At 59.6% G+C, this 14421-nt stretch carries 12 protein-coding genes and 1 pseudogene; 11 read left to right on the forward strand and 2 right to left on the reverse strand.

Annotated features, from left to right (window positions below; translation table 11 throughout):
- Window positions 1–39 precede the first annotated feature (39 nt).
- Window positions 40–1236 carry an NADPH-dependent FMN reductase family protein gene (locus BLU35_RS24035; protein ID WP_093234787.1) on the reverse strand — a complete coding sequence of 399 codons (1197 nt, stop codon included), beginning with the start codon at window positions 1234–1236 and terminating at the stop codon, window positions 40–42.
- A 385-nt stretch (window positions 1237–1621) separates the two neighbouring features.
- Between BLU35_RS24035 and BLU35_RS24040 the strand changes: the two genes are divergently transcribed.
- Together BLU35_RS24040 and BLU35_RS24050 are read left to right on the forward strand one after the other, a co-directional pair.
- Window positions 1622–2536 carry a nucleotidyltransferase and HEPN domain-containing protein gene (locus BLU35_RS24040; protein ID WP_093234788.1) on the forward strand — a complete coding sequence of 305 codons (915 nt, stop codon included), beginning with the start codon at window positions 1622–1624 and terminating at the stop codon, window positions 2534–2536.
- 755 nt (window positions 2537–3291) lie between these two features.
- Window positions 3292–4170: pseudogene (locus BLU35_RS24050) on the forward strand (LysR family transcriptional regulator); the annotation flags it as partial.
- Between the two features lie 121 nt (window positions 4171–4291).
- Here BLU35_RS24050 and BLU35_RS24055 read toward each other — a convergent pair.
- Window positions 4292–4759 (reverse strand): Lrp/AsnC family transcriptional regulator, encoded by a 468-nt coding sequence (locus tag BLU35_RS24055; protein ID WP_093234791.1) that lies wholly within the window; start codon window positions 4757–4759, stop codon window positions 4292–4294.
- 230 nt (window positions 4760–4989) lie between these two features.
- On the opposite strand from BLU35_RS24055, the gene BLU35_RS24060 reads away from it, so the two are divergent.
- The 9 genes from BLU35_RS24060 (at window position 4990) to BLU35_RS24100 (ending at window position 14413) form a co-directional block, all read left to right on the forward strand.
- Window positions 4990–6054: a homoserine dehydrogenase gene (locus BLU35_RS24060; RefSeq protein ID WP_093234792.1), complete on the forward strand. Its 1065-nt coding sequence runs from the start codon at window positions 4990–4992 to the stop codon at window positions 6052–6054.
- Window positions 6051–7460, forward strand: coding sequence for an aldehyde dehydrogenase family protein (locus tag BLU35_RS24065; RefSeq protein WP_093234793.1), 1410 nt, complete (start codon window positions 6051–6053; stop codon window positions 7458–7460). Before BLU35_RS24060 ends, BLU35_RS24065 begins: the two co-directional genes overlap by 4 nt.
- 129 nt (window positions 7461–7589) lie before the next feature.
- A complete protein-coding gene (locus tag BLU35_RS24070) occupies window positions 7590–8369 on the forward strand; it encodes an ABC transporter ATP-binding protein (RefSeq protein WP_093234794.1) in 780 nt (259 codons plus the stop codon).
- Between the two features lie 33 nt (window positions 8370–8402).
- The gene (locus BLU35_RS24075; RefSeq protein ID WP_093234795.1) at window positions 8403–9173 is read left to right on the forward strand and encodes a transporter substrate-binding domain-containing protein; all 771 of its coding nucleotides are present in this window, start codon (window positions 8403–8405) and stop codon (window positions 9171–9173) included.
- 118 nt (window positions 9174–9291) lie between these two features.
- Window positions 9292–10014, forward strand: a complete 723-nt coding sequence (locus BLU35_RS24080) for an ABC transporter permease (RefSeq protein ID WP_093234796.1) — start codon at window positions 9292–9294, stop codon at window positions 10012–10014.
- Between the two features lie 10 nt (window positions 10015–10024).
- Window positions 10025–10714 (forward strand): ABC transporter permease, encoded by a 690-nt coding sequence (locus BLU35_RS24085; protein WP_093234797.1) that lies wholly within the window; start codon window positions 10025–10027, stop codon window positions 10712–10714.
- A 25-nt stretch (window positions 10715–10739) separates the two neighbouring features.
- The gene (dapA, locus tag BLU35_RS24090) at window positions 10740–11618 is read left to right on the forward strand and encodes a 4-hydroxy-tetrahydrodipicolinate synthase (protein ID WP_093234798.1); all 879 of its coding nucleotides are present in this window, start codon (window positions 10740–10742) and stop codon (window positions 11616–11618) included.
- A gap of 93 nt (window positions 11619–11711) precedes the next feature.
- Window positions 11712–12983, forward strand: a complete 1272-nt coding sequence (locus BLU35_RS24095) for a trans-sulfuration enzyme family protein (RefSeq protein ID WP_093234799.1) — start codon at window positions 11712–11714, stop codon at window positions 12981–12983.
- A 20-nt stretch (window positions 12984–13003) separates the two neighbouring features.
- Window positions 13004–14413 carry an aspartate ammonia-lyase gene (locus tag BLU35_RS24100; RefSeq protein ID WP_093234800.1) on the forward strand — a complete coding sequence of 470 codons (1410 nt, stop codon included), beginning with the start codon at window positions 13004–13006 and terminating at the stop codon, window positions 14411–14413.
- Window positions 14414–14421: the final 8 nt, after the last annotated feature.

A 14421-nucleotide genomic window follows, 5' to 3' on the forward strand; every position in this document is an offset into this window, starting at 1 on the left:
CAGCTTAGGCACAAAGTCGGCCCGCACGCGAGCAATCGTCTATTGGCCCCAAAGGGCACTACCCGCCTCGCGAAGGAAACTATCGATGTCCTCCCAGCTGTCACTCTGAAGTGTTGCCTCGTAAGTAATCTTATTCGAAGCGAACTTGTCGCCGCCCGGGGTGTCGCTCTCGACGGTAATGCGCGGGACGCCTTGAAGTCCTGCCGCGCCGGCGATCACTCGATACGGTGGCACGATATTGATATTGGCCATGAACCGGAGATAATCCCGCAGAGTCGCAGCCAATGCGTTCCTGACCCTCGGGAAATACGCGTATCGACCTCTGGAATTCATGATGACTAATTCCTTAGTGAACCCCCAGAGCTCCCCTGTGTCGAACACCTGCGTAATCGCCGCCAGATATCCATCGTCGTCGTCGTCCCGCTTGAAAACAACAGCGCCATAGCGATTGAAGGCCGCCATTTCTGGCCGCTTTTCTCCCATCGGCGCAGGCGCGTCCTCAAAAGCGCGTTTGAGTTCCTGCTTTGAGAACCGGTGCTTCATTTGCGACGCTTGCGGCAGAAGTCGGAGATAAAAACCCTCGCCGTTTCTGAAGGTGGCGTTATTCGGGGTGTCGCCGAGTAGCAGTTCATTTTCTTCGAAGAACACGCCTTCGGTAAAGGACGCGCTGGTGCGATCGAACGCTGGCGGCCTTGGCCTAGACCGCACATCGAGGCAAAGCCCGATCGCTCTGACAAAAGCCGAGACGAGGCGCTGCTTGGCGTCAATGCGCGCCTGCTTGTTCGCCGATGGGGCTAGATCATAGGTGATTGGAAAAGACTTTTGCCGAAGATCGAACGGAAGCGTTTCCGGCCCGCCGTAGTGTCGATTCATCACCATTATGAGATTATACTCCGACAATGCGTGCAGCCCATAGCCCAGCTCGATGGCGACGTTCGGGTTCATTAGATGTTTCAGCGGCTTGGTCAGATCGTCGGGATTAACGACTACGCCGACCGGGGTTACGTCAGCCACGATGATGTCTGAGGCGGCGATTTTCTTGAAAATTTCATTCGCGAGGTCCGGGCTCCCGGAAATCCCCTGGCGGTCGGAATCTACGTGCATATCCCTTGGGAACGGTTCGTCGACGGCGGCATCCACCTTAAGCTGTTCCACAGCTTCATCGAGAGCCTCTCGTATGAGATGTCGGCTGGTTTTTCCGTGCGTATCGTACTGCCACGACCAAAAAATCTTCATGCGTGTCCCCTCTGTGCGATATCCATCTAAACGGGCTTTCTCAAAGAAGGGTTAGCTCTCATCGCGGGGTCTCATAATGGCGAGGCCGCTCTCAGCGAGTGGCCGGAGAACTTCAAAGCACGCTCGATCGCGCTGAGATCACAGCGAACGACTAATCTGCGTCCCCTCCAAGTACCAGGCACCACCGGTCTCAAATGGTCTCGCGGCGAGAACCACCGTCGGGGACATACTACGTGATCAGCGCCGGACGTTCCACTTGCTCGCTGTTTGTGAAGGTCTGGCAAACTTAGCTTTACGGTTGCTTCGTTGAATTGGCCGGCACCTTTCGGCAAGGTATCAACGACCACACGGTGCGATTCCCACACGAAGGACCGATTGTTTGTTGATGAAGACGAGTCTCGATCATCTGCCCGAAACCAAGCGGCGCCAACTCGCCCGGGCACTCGAGATCCTGCGCGAGGAGTTCGAGGACGCGCTGGCTGAGGGGACGGCGGATTTCAAGAAGAAGGGCCGGATCCTCAAGGTCATTCTGTTCGGTTCCCATGCCCGGGGCGACTGGGTCGATGAGGAACATACCGGCAAGGGCTACCGCTCCGACTACGACCTGCTGGTCATCGTCAACAATCGCAAACTGACGGATTTCACCGCGTACTGGAACAATGCCGCCGACCGGCTGTTGAACGACCGGTTGCTGAAGGGCATGCAGGTGTCGTTCATCGTGCATTCCCGGCGCGAGGTGAATGAGGAACTGAGGCGGGGAAAAGACTTCTTCTGCGATATTCGCCGACAGGGCATCGTGCTCTACGAACTCGACAGTGAACCGCTGGTCGAACCACGGCCGATCAGCTCAGCCCAGCAGCTGGAAATCGCACGCGACTACTACGAAGCCCGCCTTCCGCATGCTGAAGGCTTTCTTAAGGTCGCGCGGTTCTGCGTCTCGGAGGGCGAGACCGTACTGGCTGCTTTTCAATTGCATCAAGCGATCGAGCACGCCTATTCGACAGTGCTTCTCGTGCTCAAGAATTACGGCCCACCGACCCACAATCTTCGTTCGCTTCGGAGTTTCGCCGAAGATCTGGACCGCCGCCTGGCGGATGCCTGGCCGCGGGACCGGCAGCGTTATGCCGCCTGGTTCAACACGATCAACGAAGCCTATGTGAAGGCACGCTATTCTAAGCATTATCAGATCAGTGACGAAGCGCTTGCCTTCCTCCTCGACCGGGCTGCTGTTCTTCACGCCCTGGTCAAAGCGGTGTGTGAGGACTATCTGGCGAGGCTGGCCGGTGCGATCACCGAATAAACAGTGATCGTAGGCATGCTGCCGGTCGGGTAGATGAGCTTCGAGCTGGAGACGAGACCGCGACAACCAGCATGGCCAAACCCACAGCTGTCCCCTATCGCGCCAGCCTTATCCTGCGCTCGCACCCAGACGTATCAGTTCGCTGATTGGACCACCGGGCCTTGTCCGCCAGCACGATTGTTCCGGCTCCAACGTGATCGAGTAGGTCGTCGGCAGCTAATCTGAACCCTTTGCCGCAAGACACGGCGCCACGATCATGTGCCGGGTTTGTTTCCGGTTTGTGCGTCCAGTATCGCATAATGTATCGACTGGAATGAGGGGGGCATTCCAAGGGCGGACGTCCACGAACTTTTCAGCGAGCCAACCGCACCCCTGGGCCGCCGTCCGGTCCGGGACCGCTTTCGAAGAAAACAACGCCTCGTTCTTCGTAGACTCGCTTGATCGCCTCAATTGTCACGGGTTGAGGCCCTCTTGGGCCTGCTTCATCCTGCTCAACCCGGCTGACCGTGTTTGCTGTCACTTTCGCCAGTTCCGCGACTTCCCGTACTCCGAGCTTCAAGATGGCACGCGCAGCACGGGCTTGGGCAGGATTCACAGCGACCTCGTATTAATTTCGATACATGGTATTGACAAACACCGGGACGCTATATAGATACACTGCATCGATATCTCCTTCAACGATTCCGCGTCGTTCGCTGGGCGTATTCCGTCCTGCGCCTTGGCGCGCGCCTGTCGATCAGATTCGAGGCCGCGACATGGAACTACGTCAACTCTCATATTTCGTTGCAGTGGCCGAGGAACTGCACTTCCACCGGGCGGCCAGGCGCATGCATATCGCTCAGCCGGCGCTGAGTTCTCACATCCAGGCGCTGGAGAAGGAGCTCGGTGTGCGGTTGCTTGACCGGTCGACGCGTCGGGTGGAACTGACGCAGGCAGGGGAGGCGTTCTACGATCGGGCGGTTCGGATCATGGGCGATGTCGGACTGTCGGCCGAAGTGGCGCGCTCGGTTGCCGGCAAAGCGGCGAGAACGATCAGGATTGGAACGGTCTATCCGGCAACGACCGGGGTGCTGCCGGCGTTTCTGTCACGCATCGGCCGGAAGTTTCCCGATGTGGCGCTGCATGTGCGCAGTGGCTCGACCTCAGACATCATCCGCGGACTTGAAAACGGGCAGATCAATCTCGGCTTTATCCGTCCGGTCGAAAACATCGGCTCGTTGCGCTTCTTCTCGATCGCACACGAGCGCTATCTGCTGGCGGTCGAAAAGACGAGCCCCTTGGCGATTCGAAGCGAGATCGACATCGAAGATCTGAGGGAGGAGAAGATCATCGCGTTCTCCCGTCAAAACCTCTCCTATTCGGAGCGCTATTTTTCCGAGATGTTCGAGACCCATGGTCTCGCCGGTAACATCGCCTACAGCTGTGACGACACCTTCTCGCTCGTGTCGCTGGTCTCCGCCGGTCTTGGCATCGGCTTTGTGCCGGAATGGACGAAGGATCTGCCGAACCGCAATTTCGAGCTCAAGCCGGTGCGCGGCGTCGATCTGAAAATCGGCCTGGGCGTCGCCTGGAGCAAGGAAGACCCAACCGCTTCACGCGACGACATCATCGACATTGCCCGGTCACTCAGGAAGACTTGTGCTGCGCGCGACTCCTTTGGGGCGTATGGGTATCGAGCGCGCGATGGACGTGAGTCTGAAGGCATTTCATCTGAAGTGGGAATTGCCTGACGGGACGTGCGGCGAGCTCCAGCATTTAGTCAGCAATCGGGACGAACATGCTGAGCTTGATATCCTTCAGCACGACATTGGTATGGATGCGCTTGATCTGCGGGTTCTCCGACATCAGGTGGGCGGTGATTTCGTCGTACTGGCCGACATCCCGCGCAGTGATGATCGCTATAAGGTCGACTGCACCGGTAACATAGTAGACTTGCTGAATATGCTCCTGCTTGGCCAACCAGACCCGGAAGCGTGAAAGGGCATCATAATTCTCGCGTTCGATCTCCATGCCAGCGATGAACGTCATGGAGTTGCCTGCTACTTTGCGGTCAACAAGCGCGATCTCTGCCGTAATGACCCCGGAATCCCGCATCCGTTTGAGGCGTCTCTGCACGGCAGACGCAGACAGCCCGACGCGCTCGCCGATCGCCTCAGCTTTCATCTGGCAATCGATTTGTACGATCTCGAGAATCTTGCGATCAAAATGGTCAAGCGGTTCCATGACGGCATCCTGCGGGTTGCTCGCGTGCGTGAAGATTATATTTGGCGCGGCGAAACTGCAAAGTTGTGCTCGCTTGCGCCTCCGGCTTTCGCAGCCTGTCGTTTTTGCGTGATTTCGACGCATTTGTCACGGCGCTTGGCAGATTGGCCAGTCATTTGGCCGTTTCGCAACCTTCCGCGTGCCTCTGCGGACCAGCATGCTCTCCCCATCGACCTTGATGAGGAAGCGAAATGGACCAGTACAACATTGCACTAATTGGATTTGGCGGTGTCAATCGCGCTCTCGCTCAGCTTGTCGCCGAGCGAAATGATCGGTGGCAGACCGAGCTGGGTTTTCGGCTGAACATCGTTGCGGTGACCGATCTCAATCTCGGATCGGTCGTTTCGCAGAACGGCATCGATGCCCGCATGCTTGTCGAGACGCAGTGGGAAAAGGGCGGCTTTGCGCGGCTTTCAGGCGGGTCGGCGGACGCTGACAACGAGAAGGTAATCAAGCAGGCACCCGCCGACATTGTTGCAGAAGCCACCTTCACCAATCCTAACGATGGCGAACCAGCGGTTTCTCACTGCCGCTGGGCGCTCGAAGCCGGCAAGCATGTAGTGACCACCAACAAGGGGCCGGTGGCTCTGGCTGCAACCGAACTCAACGCACTCGCCCGCCGGCGAAATGCCCGCTTCGAATACGAGGGCGCAGTCATGAGCGGCACGCCGGTCTTGCGCACGGCAAAGACAATGCTTGCGGGATCGGGGCTAAGCGGTTTCGAAGGCATCCTTAACGGCACCTCTAATTTCGTCCTCGGTCGCATGGAGGCCGGGCTCGGCTTCTCGCAGGCGGTCGGAGAGGCTCAGGCACTCGGTTATGCAGAAGCCGATCCGACCGCGGATGTTGAAGGTTACGACGTAAGACTCAAGGTCGTCATTCTGGCGAACGAACTCTTGGGCGCGTCGCTTAAGCCAGCCGACGTCGCCTGCCAGGGTATTTCGTCGCTCACGGTCGCCGACATCGAGAATGCCGCTAAAGACGGGCAAAGGTGGAAACTGATTGGCTCGGCCGTTCGCCAACAGGACGGGCGGATCACGGCGTCCGTGGCCCCGCGCCGTCTTTCCGTCGACCACCAGCTTGCCGGCGTGAACGGCGCTGTAAACGCCGTTTCCTTTACCACCGATATGCTCGGGGCCGTGACGGTCACCGGTCCTGGGGCTGGGCGGATCGAGACAGCTTATGCCCTTTTGTCGGACATCATCGCGATCCACCGTGCCGGACCGGCTCGCCCGACGAAGGAGGCCGCAGAATGACGAGCGTGAAACGTCAGGTGGTTGCGCCTTTGGAGCAGGTCGCCGTTTTCAACCCTTATGACGGCTCGCTCGTTGAAAGCGTGAGCACCTGCAGCCCTGACGACGTAGGTGCTCTCCTTGAGAGGGCGCGGCAGGGTGCCGTGATATCGAAGGCGTTGCCCCGGCATCGCCGGGCCGTCATCTTGGAAGCTGCGGCAACTCTCATCGACGCGCGGCGCGAGGAATTCGCACACACTATCGTCTGCGAGGCTGGCAAGACGATCGTCCAGGCACGCAAGGAGACGCTGCGTTGCGTGAATACGCTGAAGCTTTCTGCAGAGGAGGCGAAACGAAACGCCGGTGAGATCGTGCCGTTCGACGCCTATGCGGGGTCTGAGGCGCGTCAGGGCTGGTTCACGCGCGAGCCGCTCGGTATCATCGCTGCGATCACGCCCTATAACGATCCGCTGAACCTTGTGGCTCACAAGCTTGGACCCGCGATTGCCGGCGGCAACGCGGTACTTCTCAAGCCGTCTGAGTTGACACCTCTTTCAGCACTCAAACTGGTCGAGATCTTGATTGAAGCGGGCATGCCGCAAGAAATCATCACAGTCGCGATCGGCGGCGCGGATCTCGGGCGCGCTATCGTTTCAGCGCGCGACGTTCGAATGCTGTCGTTTACCGGCGGCTTTGCGACCGGCGAGGCGATCAGTCGGTCCGCCGGGCTGAAAAAGCTCGCCATGGACCTCGGTGGCAACGCTCCAGTCATCGTCATGTCGGACTGTGATCTCGACAAGGCGGTCGAAGGTTGCTTGTCAGGCGCCTACTGGGCGGCTGGCCAGAACTGCATCGGCACGCAGCGCATCCTCGTCCAGGCTTCCTGCTACGACCGGTTCCGCGATGCATTCGTCGTCGGTACCGGACACCTGAAAGCGGGCGATCCGGGCCGCGAGGACACTCATGTGGGACCGATGATTTCGGTCGCCGCGGCCGAACGCGCACAGGCGGCAGTCGAGCAGGCGATCGCTGCCGGCGCAAGATTGCTGTGCGGCCATCAGCGCGAGCGTGCGGTCTACCACCCTACGGTGCTCGAAGGCGTGCCGCGTGACAACAGGCTCTGGCGCGAGGAGGTTTTTGCGCCGGTCGTGATGCTCGAACCCTTCGAGACGCTCTCCGACGCAATCCGTATGGCAAATGAGCCCGACTACAGCCTGCATGCCGGCATCTTCACCGACAAACTGGCCGATGCGCTCGAAGCCGCGGCGGGCATTGAGGCCGGCGGCGTCATGATCAACGACTCCTCGGACTATCGCTTCGACGCCATGCCCTTCGGTGGGTTCAAACACGGTAGCATGGGGCGCGAGGGCGTGCGTTTTGCTTACGAGGAAATGACGCAGCCGAAGGTCATCTGCATCAATCGTGAATGACGCCCAAAATACCCGCAAAGGCGATAAAGTCAGCGGAAATAAATCGCCATGACGCCATAATGCGCGGACTTGCCGCACAAGCGATCGCTAAACTGCACCAAAATAAGCCACGAAAAAAGTGGGGAACGAATGACAACCGATATTTCCTGCGCGCTACGCGTGGACGACGTACACAAGAGCTACGGCACCCATCAAGTGCTGAAAGGCATTTCACTTGCCGCAAGGAAAGGGGATGTCATCTCGCTGATTGGCGCCTCCGGCTCCGGCAAGAGCACCTTCCTGCGCTGCATCAACTTTCTGGAGATTCCAGATCGGGGCCGCTTCGTCATCAATGGCGAGGAAGTTCTCATGAAGACGGGAGCAGACGGCCGTGCCCATCCAGCCCGCTGGCGGCAAGTGGAGCGCATCCGCACAGGTCTCGGCATGGTGTTCCAGAGCTTCAATCTCTGGGCCCACATGACCGTGTTGGAAAATGTCATCGAAGCGCCGGTCCATGTCCTTGGCCTGAGCCGCAAGGAGGCGACAGAAAAGGCCGAGGCGTTGCTGCAGAAGGTCGGCCTTTACGAGAAGCGCAATGTTTATCCGGCCTTCATGTCGGGCGGCCAGCAGCAGCGCGCATCCATCGCACGCGCGCTCTGCGTTGACCCCTCCGTGATGCTGTTCGACGAGCCGACGTCGGCGCTCGATCCGGAACTCGTCGGCGAAGTGCTCAAGGTCATCCGTGATCTTGCCGAAGAGGGACGGACGATGCTTCTCGTCACGCACGAGATGAAGTTTGCCCGCGACGTTTCCAATCACGTCATATTCCTCCACCAGGGCCGCGTGGAGGAAGAGGGCAGACCGGAGCAGATCTTCGGTGCTCCAACCAGCACCCGGTGTCGCGATTTCACAAGTTCGTCACGCCACTGAATGCGCGCCAATCAAAGAAAAGAGGGAACTGACATGAAAACCGCAATCTATCTCGTTGTCGGAGCTGCGCTCCTCACCTCTGCTGTCGCTGCGAGCGCCGAAGTGCGCTTCGGCATCATGAACGAGGCTTACCCGCCTTTCTTCACCAAGGACGCGGCCGGGAAATGGGTCGGCTGGGAAATCGAACTGATGGACGCTGTCTGCGCCGAGATGAAAGAAACCTGCTCGGTCGTCGACATGTCCTGGGATGGTCTCATTCCCGGTCTCCAATCGAAGAAGTTCGACGTTATCTGGTCTTCGATGTCGATCACCGACGAGCGCAAGAAGACAATCGCCTTCACGGACAAGTACTACAACACGCCCAGCAAGCTGATTGGGGCAAAGGACGGCAAGAGCGGCACAACCGCCGACGATGTCGCGGGCAAGACGATCGGAATCCAGGTCTCCACGATACAGACGGAATACTACAAGAAGCATTATTCGGCTGTTGCATCCGAAAAGACCTATGCAACGCTGGATGAGGCGTTTCAAGATCTCGCCGTCGGCCGCGTTGATTACGTCTTCGGCGATTCCATTCCGCTGATGACGTTTCTTGGCTCCGATTTCGGCAAGGATTGCTGCCAGGACAAGGGAAACGTCAAGGACGACCCGGCCGTCCTCGGACAGGGCATCGGCGGCGGCCTTCGAAAGGAAGATACTGAGCTTTTGGCAAAGTTGAACGCCGCGATCACTGCCGTCCGCGCGAGCGGCAAGTACGCCGAAATCTCTAAGAAATACTTCGACTTCGATCCCTTCGGCGAATGACCGGAGTGCATGGGCCACGGCCAACGCCGTGCGTCCGGCACGAACTATGACACTGCCTCCCATCTAGGATCGCGTTCGAGCCGCAGCGACCCCGTTCGGCTGCCGAGGAGCCGTTTTCATGTCGACAAGCTCATCCATTCTGGACCTGCTCTCCCCCTATCCGCCGGGATGGGGAGGGGTGCTGCTTTCGGGCGCGGCCTCGACCATCCTGATTTCGCTGGGCGCCTACCTGCTCGGCATATTGATCGGGCTGGCAGGGGCCACTGGCAAGGTCAAGGGCAGCCGCCCCGTCGTTGTCTTGCTGGATATCTACACGACTGCGGTCCGCGCTATCCCGGAGCTGATCCTGATCATCGGGCTCTATTATGCCGGAACGGACGGCATCAACAGACTGCTCTCCGCGCTCGGTTTCCCGCCGATCGAGATCAACGGTTTCCTGGCAGCCGTCACGGTCCTCGGTGTTGTGCAAGGTGCCTACGTGACAGAGGTGTTGCGCGGTGCGATCCTTGCCATCCCCGTGGGGCAGATCGAAGCGGCGAGTGCCTTCGGCATGCGGCCCTGGTTGCGGTTTCGGCGGATCTTGGCTCCGGCGCTGATGCCGAATGCGCTTCCAGGTATGGCCAATCTGTGGATGTCGGTAACGAAGGACAGCGCATTGATCGCGGTCGTCGGCTACCAGGAACTGGCGCTCGCGACGCGGCTCGCTGGTGGCAACACCAAACATTACTTCTTGTTCTTCTTCGCCGCCGCCGTGATCTATCTCGCGATCACGCTCGTCTCGAATGTCGTGTTCGGCAGCCTTGAAACCTATTTCCGGCGCGGTCAGCCGAAAACAGCCTGAGGGACGGACAATGGACTTCTCGTGGATTTCCGGCTACTGGCCGCTGATCGTCGCCGGCGCGATACAGACCGTACTGCTGCTCGTCATTTCCGTCGTTCTCGGTTTCATCCTGGCGATCGGACTTGCGCTTGCTCAGGTCAACGGCCCCGGCTGGTTGCGGTGGTGCGCCAAGACCTACTGTACATGTTTGCGCGGCACGCCGCTGCTCATCCAATTGTGGCTGCTCTACTATGGCGTCGGCTCGTTGCTGCCGATGATCCCGGGGCTGCGTTCAAGCTTCCTTTGGCCAATCGTGCGTGAGGGTTTCTTCTTCGCGGCGGTAAGCTTCACCCTCAACTACGCAGCCTACGAGGCAGAGGTGCTGCGCGGGGCATTGCTTGCGGTGCCGAAGGGGGAACTAGAGGCCGGGCGCGCCTTTGGGATGAGCCGCTCGACGCTTCTGCGCCGCATATGGCTGCCGCGCGCGATCCGGATCGCGCTCCCGACGATTGCCGGCGAGGTCGTATTGCAGCTGAAAGCCACGCCGCTCGCCTTCACCGTCACCGTGATGGACCTCTATGCCGTCGCGTACAAGATCAGGCAGGACACGCTTCTCGTCTACGAGCCGCTTCTCGTCGTCACCATCTTCTACGTCTGCCTCACCCTTATCATCACACGTGCCTTCCGGGCCGTCGAAATGCAGGTGCCGATACGCCGATAAGGCCGGTCGAGCAATGGAGATTGCAATGTTCAAAGGATCGATTACGGCGCTCGTCACGCCATTTCTCGACGGCATGGTCGACGATGCGGCCTTCCGGTCGCTGGTAGAGTGGCAGATTGCGGAAGGCAGCCACGGCGTGGTGCCTTGCGGGACGACCGGCGAGAGCCCGACCCTTTCGCACGCCGAACACAAGCGGCTGGTCGAAATGACCGTGGACGTTGCAAAAGGGCGCGTTCCGGTCATCGCCGGAGCTGGCTCGAACAGCACCGAAGAGGCGATCGACTTTTGCCGCCACGCGCAAACGGCTGGCGCCGATGCGCTGCTGATCGTTGCGCCCTACTATAACAAGCCGACACAGGAAGGCATCTATCAACATTTCCGTGCGATCGATGCGGCAGTCTCCATTCCGATCGTCGTCTACAATATCCCGCCACGCAGCGTCATCGACATCTCCGTGGAGACGCTTGCACGACTGAAGCGCGATTGCCGCAACGTTGTCGGCGTCAAGGACGCGACCGCCAACCTCTTGCGCCCATCGCTCGAGCGCATCGCCTGCGGACCGGATTTCAACCTGCTTTCGGGAGAGGACGGGACGGCACTCGGCTACATGGCGCATGGCGGTCATGGCTGCATTTCCGTAACGGCCAATGTCGCGCCGAGACTTTGCGCGGAATTCCAGACCGCTTGCCTTGCCGGTGACTTCCGTCGCGCTATCGAACTTCAGGACCGGCTGATGCCACTTCACCGCGCGCTTTTTCTGGAGACCAATCCGGCGGGGCCGAAATATGCACTCTGGCGCCAGGGCCGTATGGCCCGTGACGTACGCTTGCCGCTGGTGAGCGTCTCCCCTGTGGTCGAGGCCGAAATCGACGCGGCAATGCGCCACGCCGGCGTTCTTGATTGATGCGCTCATTTGTCCGCAGCGGTCAGCAAGGTCCGCAGTGGACGGGAAGTTTATCCCTTGGGTTCCTAGAAAGCCAATTTGCAGGAGGAAGCGATGACTGCATCGAAACTCTCACACATTCCGGCACCCGGTCCTGATCGCCGCATGAGGAGGCCTGGCGCACAGATGGAACTGGCGCGCGACACTCTGGCACTAAGCGGTGGGCTCGTCATCGATCCGGCGACCAAGGCGATCGCACCCAACATATCCATGTCCGTCAACAACGTGCTGGAACCAGGCGACGGTGCATTCTCGGCAGACGGGATCGATGATCTGACAGCGCTGCCGTTTCTCTATGCCCGCTGGACCAATCCTACGGTTCGACAGCTCGAGCAACGTCTTGCCGCGCTTGAGGGCGCTGATGACGCGCTTGCCACGGCGACGGGGATCGCTGCCATCGGCGCCACCTTCCTCACCTTCTTGAAGAAGGGCGATCATCTGATCCTCAGCGATGTCTGTTATGCCGGTGCCAACGAGCTTGCCCGGCGCATACTGCCGGACTACGGCATCGAGGTGACGGCGGTAAACATGTCCCGTCCTGAAGACGTGGCGAAGGCCTTCAGGCCCAACACCCGGCTCGTCCATTGTGAAAGTCCGTGCAATCCGATCCTGCGTCTGACCGATCTAGCCGTCATCTCGGCGCTTGCGCGACAACACGGCGCCTTGATGTCGGTCGATTCGACGCTTGCCACACCCGTCGCCACGCAGCCGTTGTCGTTGGGGGTGGACCTGGTGATCCATTCGCTTACGAAGTTCATCAACGGTCACGGCGATGCCCTCGGCGGCGTCGTGTGCGGATCCAAGGACCTGGTGGAGACGATCAGATCGCGTGCCGGCGTCTATCTCGGCGCCTCGATGCCCGCCATGAACGCGTGGCTTATCATGCGTGGTATCGATACTCTTTTCCCGCGGATCCGAACGATCTCCGAAACGGCGTCAAAGGTCGCGGCTTTCCTCGAGCGCCATCCCGCTGTGGCGGTCGTGACCTATCCAGGGCTTTCGTCACACCCGCAGCATGACCTTGCAAAGCGCCAGATGGCGGTATCGGGCGGTATCTTGACGTTCCAGGTAGAGGATCAGGACCGGACGGCACGCCAGTTGGCCGAACGCCTCAAAGTTGGCCACTACGCCTTCTCGCTCGGCCACCAGCGCTCGATCGTCGTGCTGCTCGACACCCAGGAGATGATGAAGAGCACCTATCAGCTTACCGGAGAGCCCTTGGAGGATTACCGCCGCTTTGCCGGCGATGGCGTGTTCCGCCTGTCTATCGGATTGGAGGCGGCCGAAGACCTGATCGACGATCTCGACCAGGCCATTTCAGGGTGAGTGGAAGAAGGAACAAGACCATGGCGAAAACGCGTGTTGAGGTGGATCTTCTAGGTGGTCGGGAATTGCCCGCCGATGCCTTGATTGGCATCCATACGCTGCGCGCAGTGGAGAATTTTGATGTTTCCGGCTCCAGACTTCAGGATTTTCCAGAGCTCGTTCAGTCGCTCGCCATGGTCAAGAAGGCGGCTCTCGCGACCAATCTGGACCTGGGTCTTGTCGATCCGGCGATGGCGCAGGCGATCGAGCGTGCTTGCGACCGGCTGATTGCTGGTGAAATCCTGGCGCCGCATTTTCCGGTCGACATGATGCAGGGCGGGGCCGGCACTTCGTCCAACATGAACGTCAACGAGGTCGTTGCCAATATGGCGCTTCAGAGCCTTGGTCGACCTGCAGGCAGCTACGACGCGATCAACCCGAACGATCACGTCAATCTGTCGCAATCGACCAACGACGTCTATCCGACCGCAATACGTCTGACTGTTTTAAGGGAAGGCGAGACATTGGTTTCGGCGCTTCGGGCGCTCGTAGCCTCTTTCCGACGCAAAGGCGAGGAGTTTGCCCACATCGTCAAGGTTGGCAGGACACAGCTTCAGGACGCCGTACCAATGTTTGTTGGCCAGGAATTTGAGGCTTTCGCCGAAACGTTGGAGGAAGATGTCGCACATTTTCTCGCCGCCATAGAACTGATGCGCGAGGTCGATCTGGGTGGGACCGCGATTGGCACCGGGGTCAATGCACCGAAGGGATTTGCAGCCGTCGTCTGCCAGCATCTCTCCAGCATCTCAGGCGTCACAGTTCGGCCGGCGCGTAACCTCGTCGAAGCAACGTCCGATACGGGCGCTTTCGTTTCCGTGTCGGGTGCGCTCAAGCGCATGTCGGTGAAACTCTCCAAGATTTGCAACGACCTTCGGCTCCTGTCGAGCGGGCCGCGCGCTGGTCTTGGAGAAATTCGGCTTCCGGCGATGCAAGCGGGTTCGTCGATCATGCCAGGCAAGGTCAACCCGGTGATCCCCGAGATGATGAACCAGGTTTCATTTCAGGTAATCGGCAACGACCTCACCGTCACGCTCGCAGCCGGCGCGGGCCAACTCCAGCTGAACGCCATGGAGCCGGTCATCGCTCTGAACATCATGCAGTCCATGCGCCTTTTGGCGAAAGGAATGGATTCACTGCGATCCCGGTGCGTCGACGGGATCGAAGCGGACGAACAGCGCTGCCGGGCTCTTCACGACGGCTCCCTCGTCCTCGCCGCGACCCTCAATCCGTTCGTGGGCTATGCACGGGCGGCTACCCTTGCGCGTGCTGCACTTGCTGAAGGGATGGCGTTGCGCGACGTAGTTGAGCGCGACAGCGGTCTGAGTGCCGCGCAGATCGAATTGATTTTCGGCGCTGACACGGCCGAAGGCCCCGGGCCGGTGCAGCACTGACAGGAGGG

The sequence above is a fragment of the Sinorhizobium sp. NFACC03 genome, from assembly GCF_900103435.1.
Classification (GTDB): Bacteria; Pseudomonadota; Alphaproteobacteria; order Rhizobiales; family Rhizobiaceae; genus Ensifer.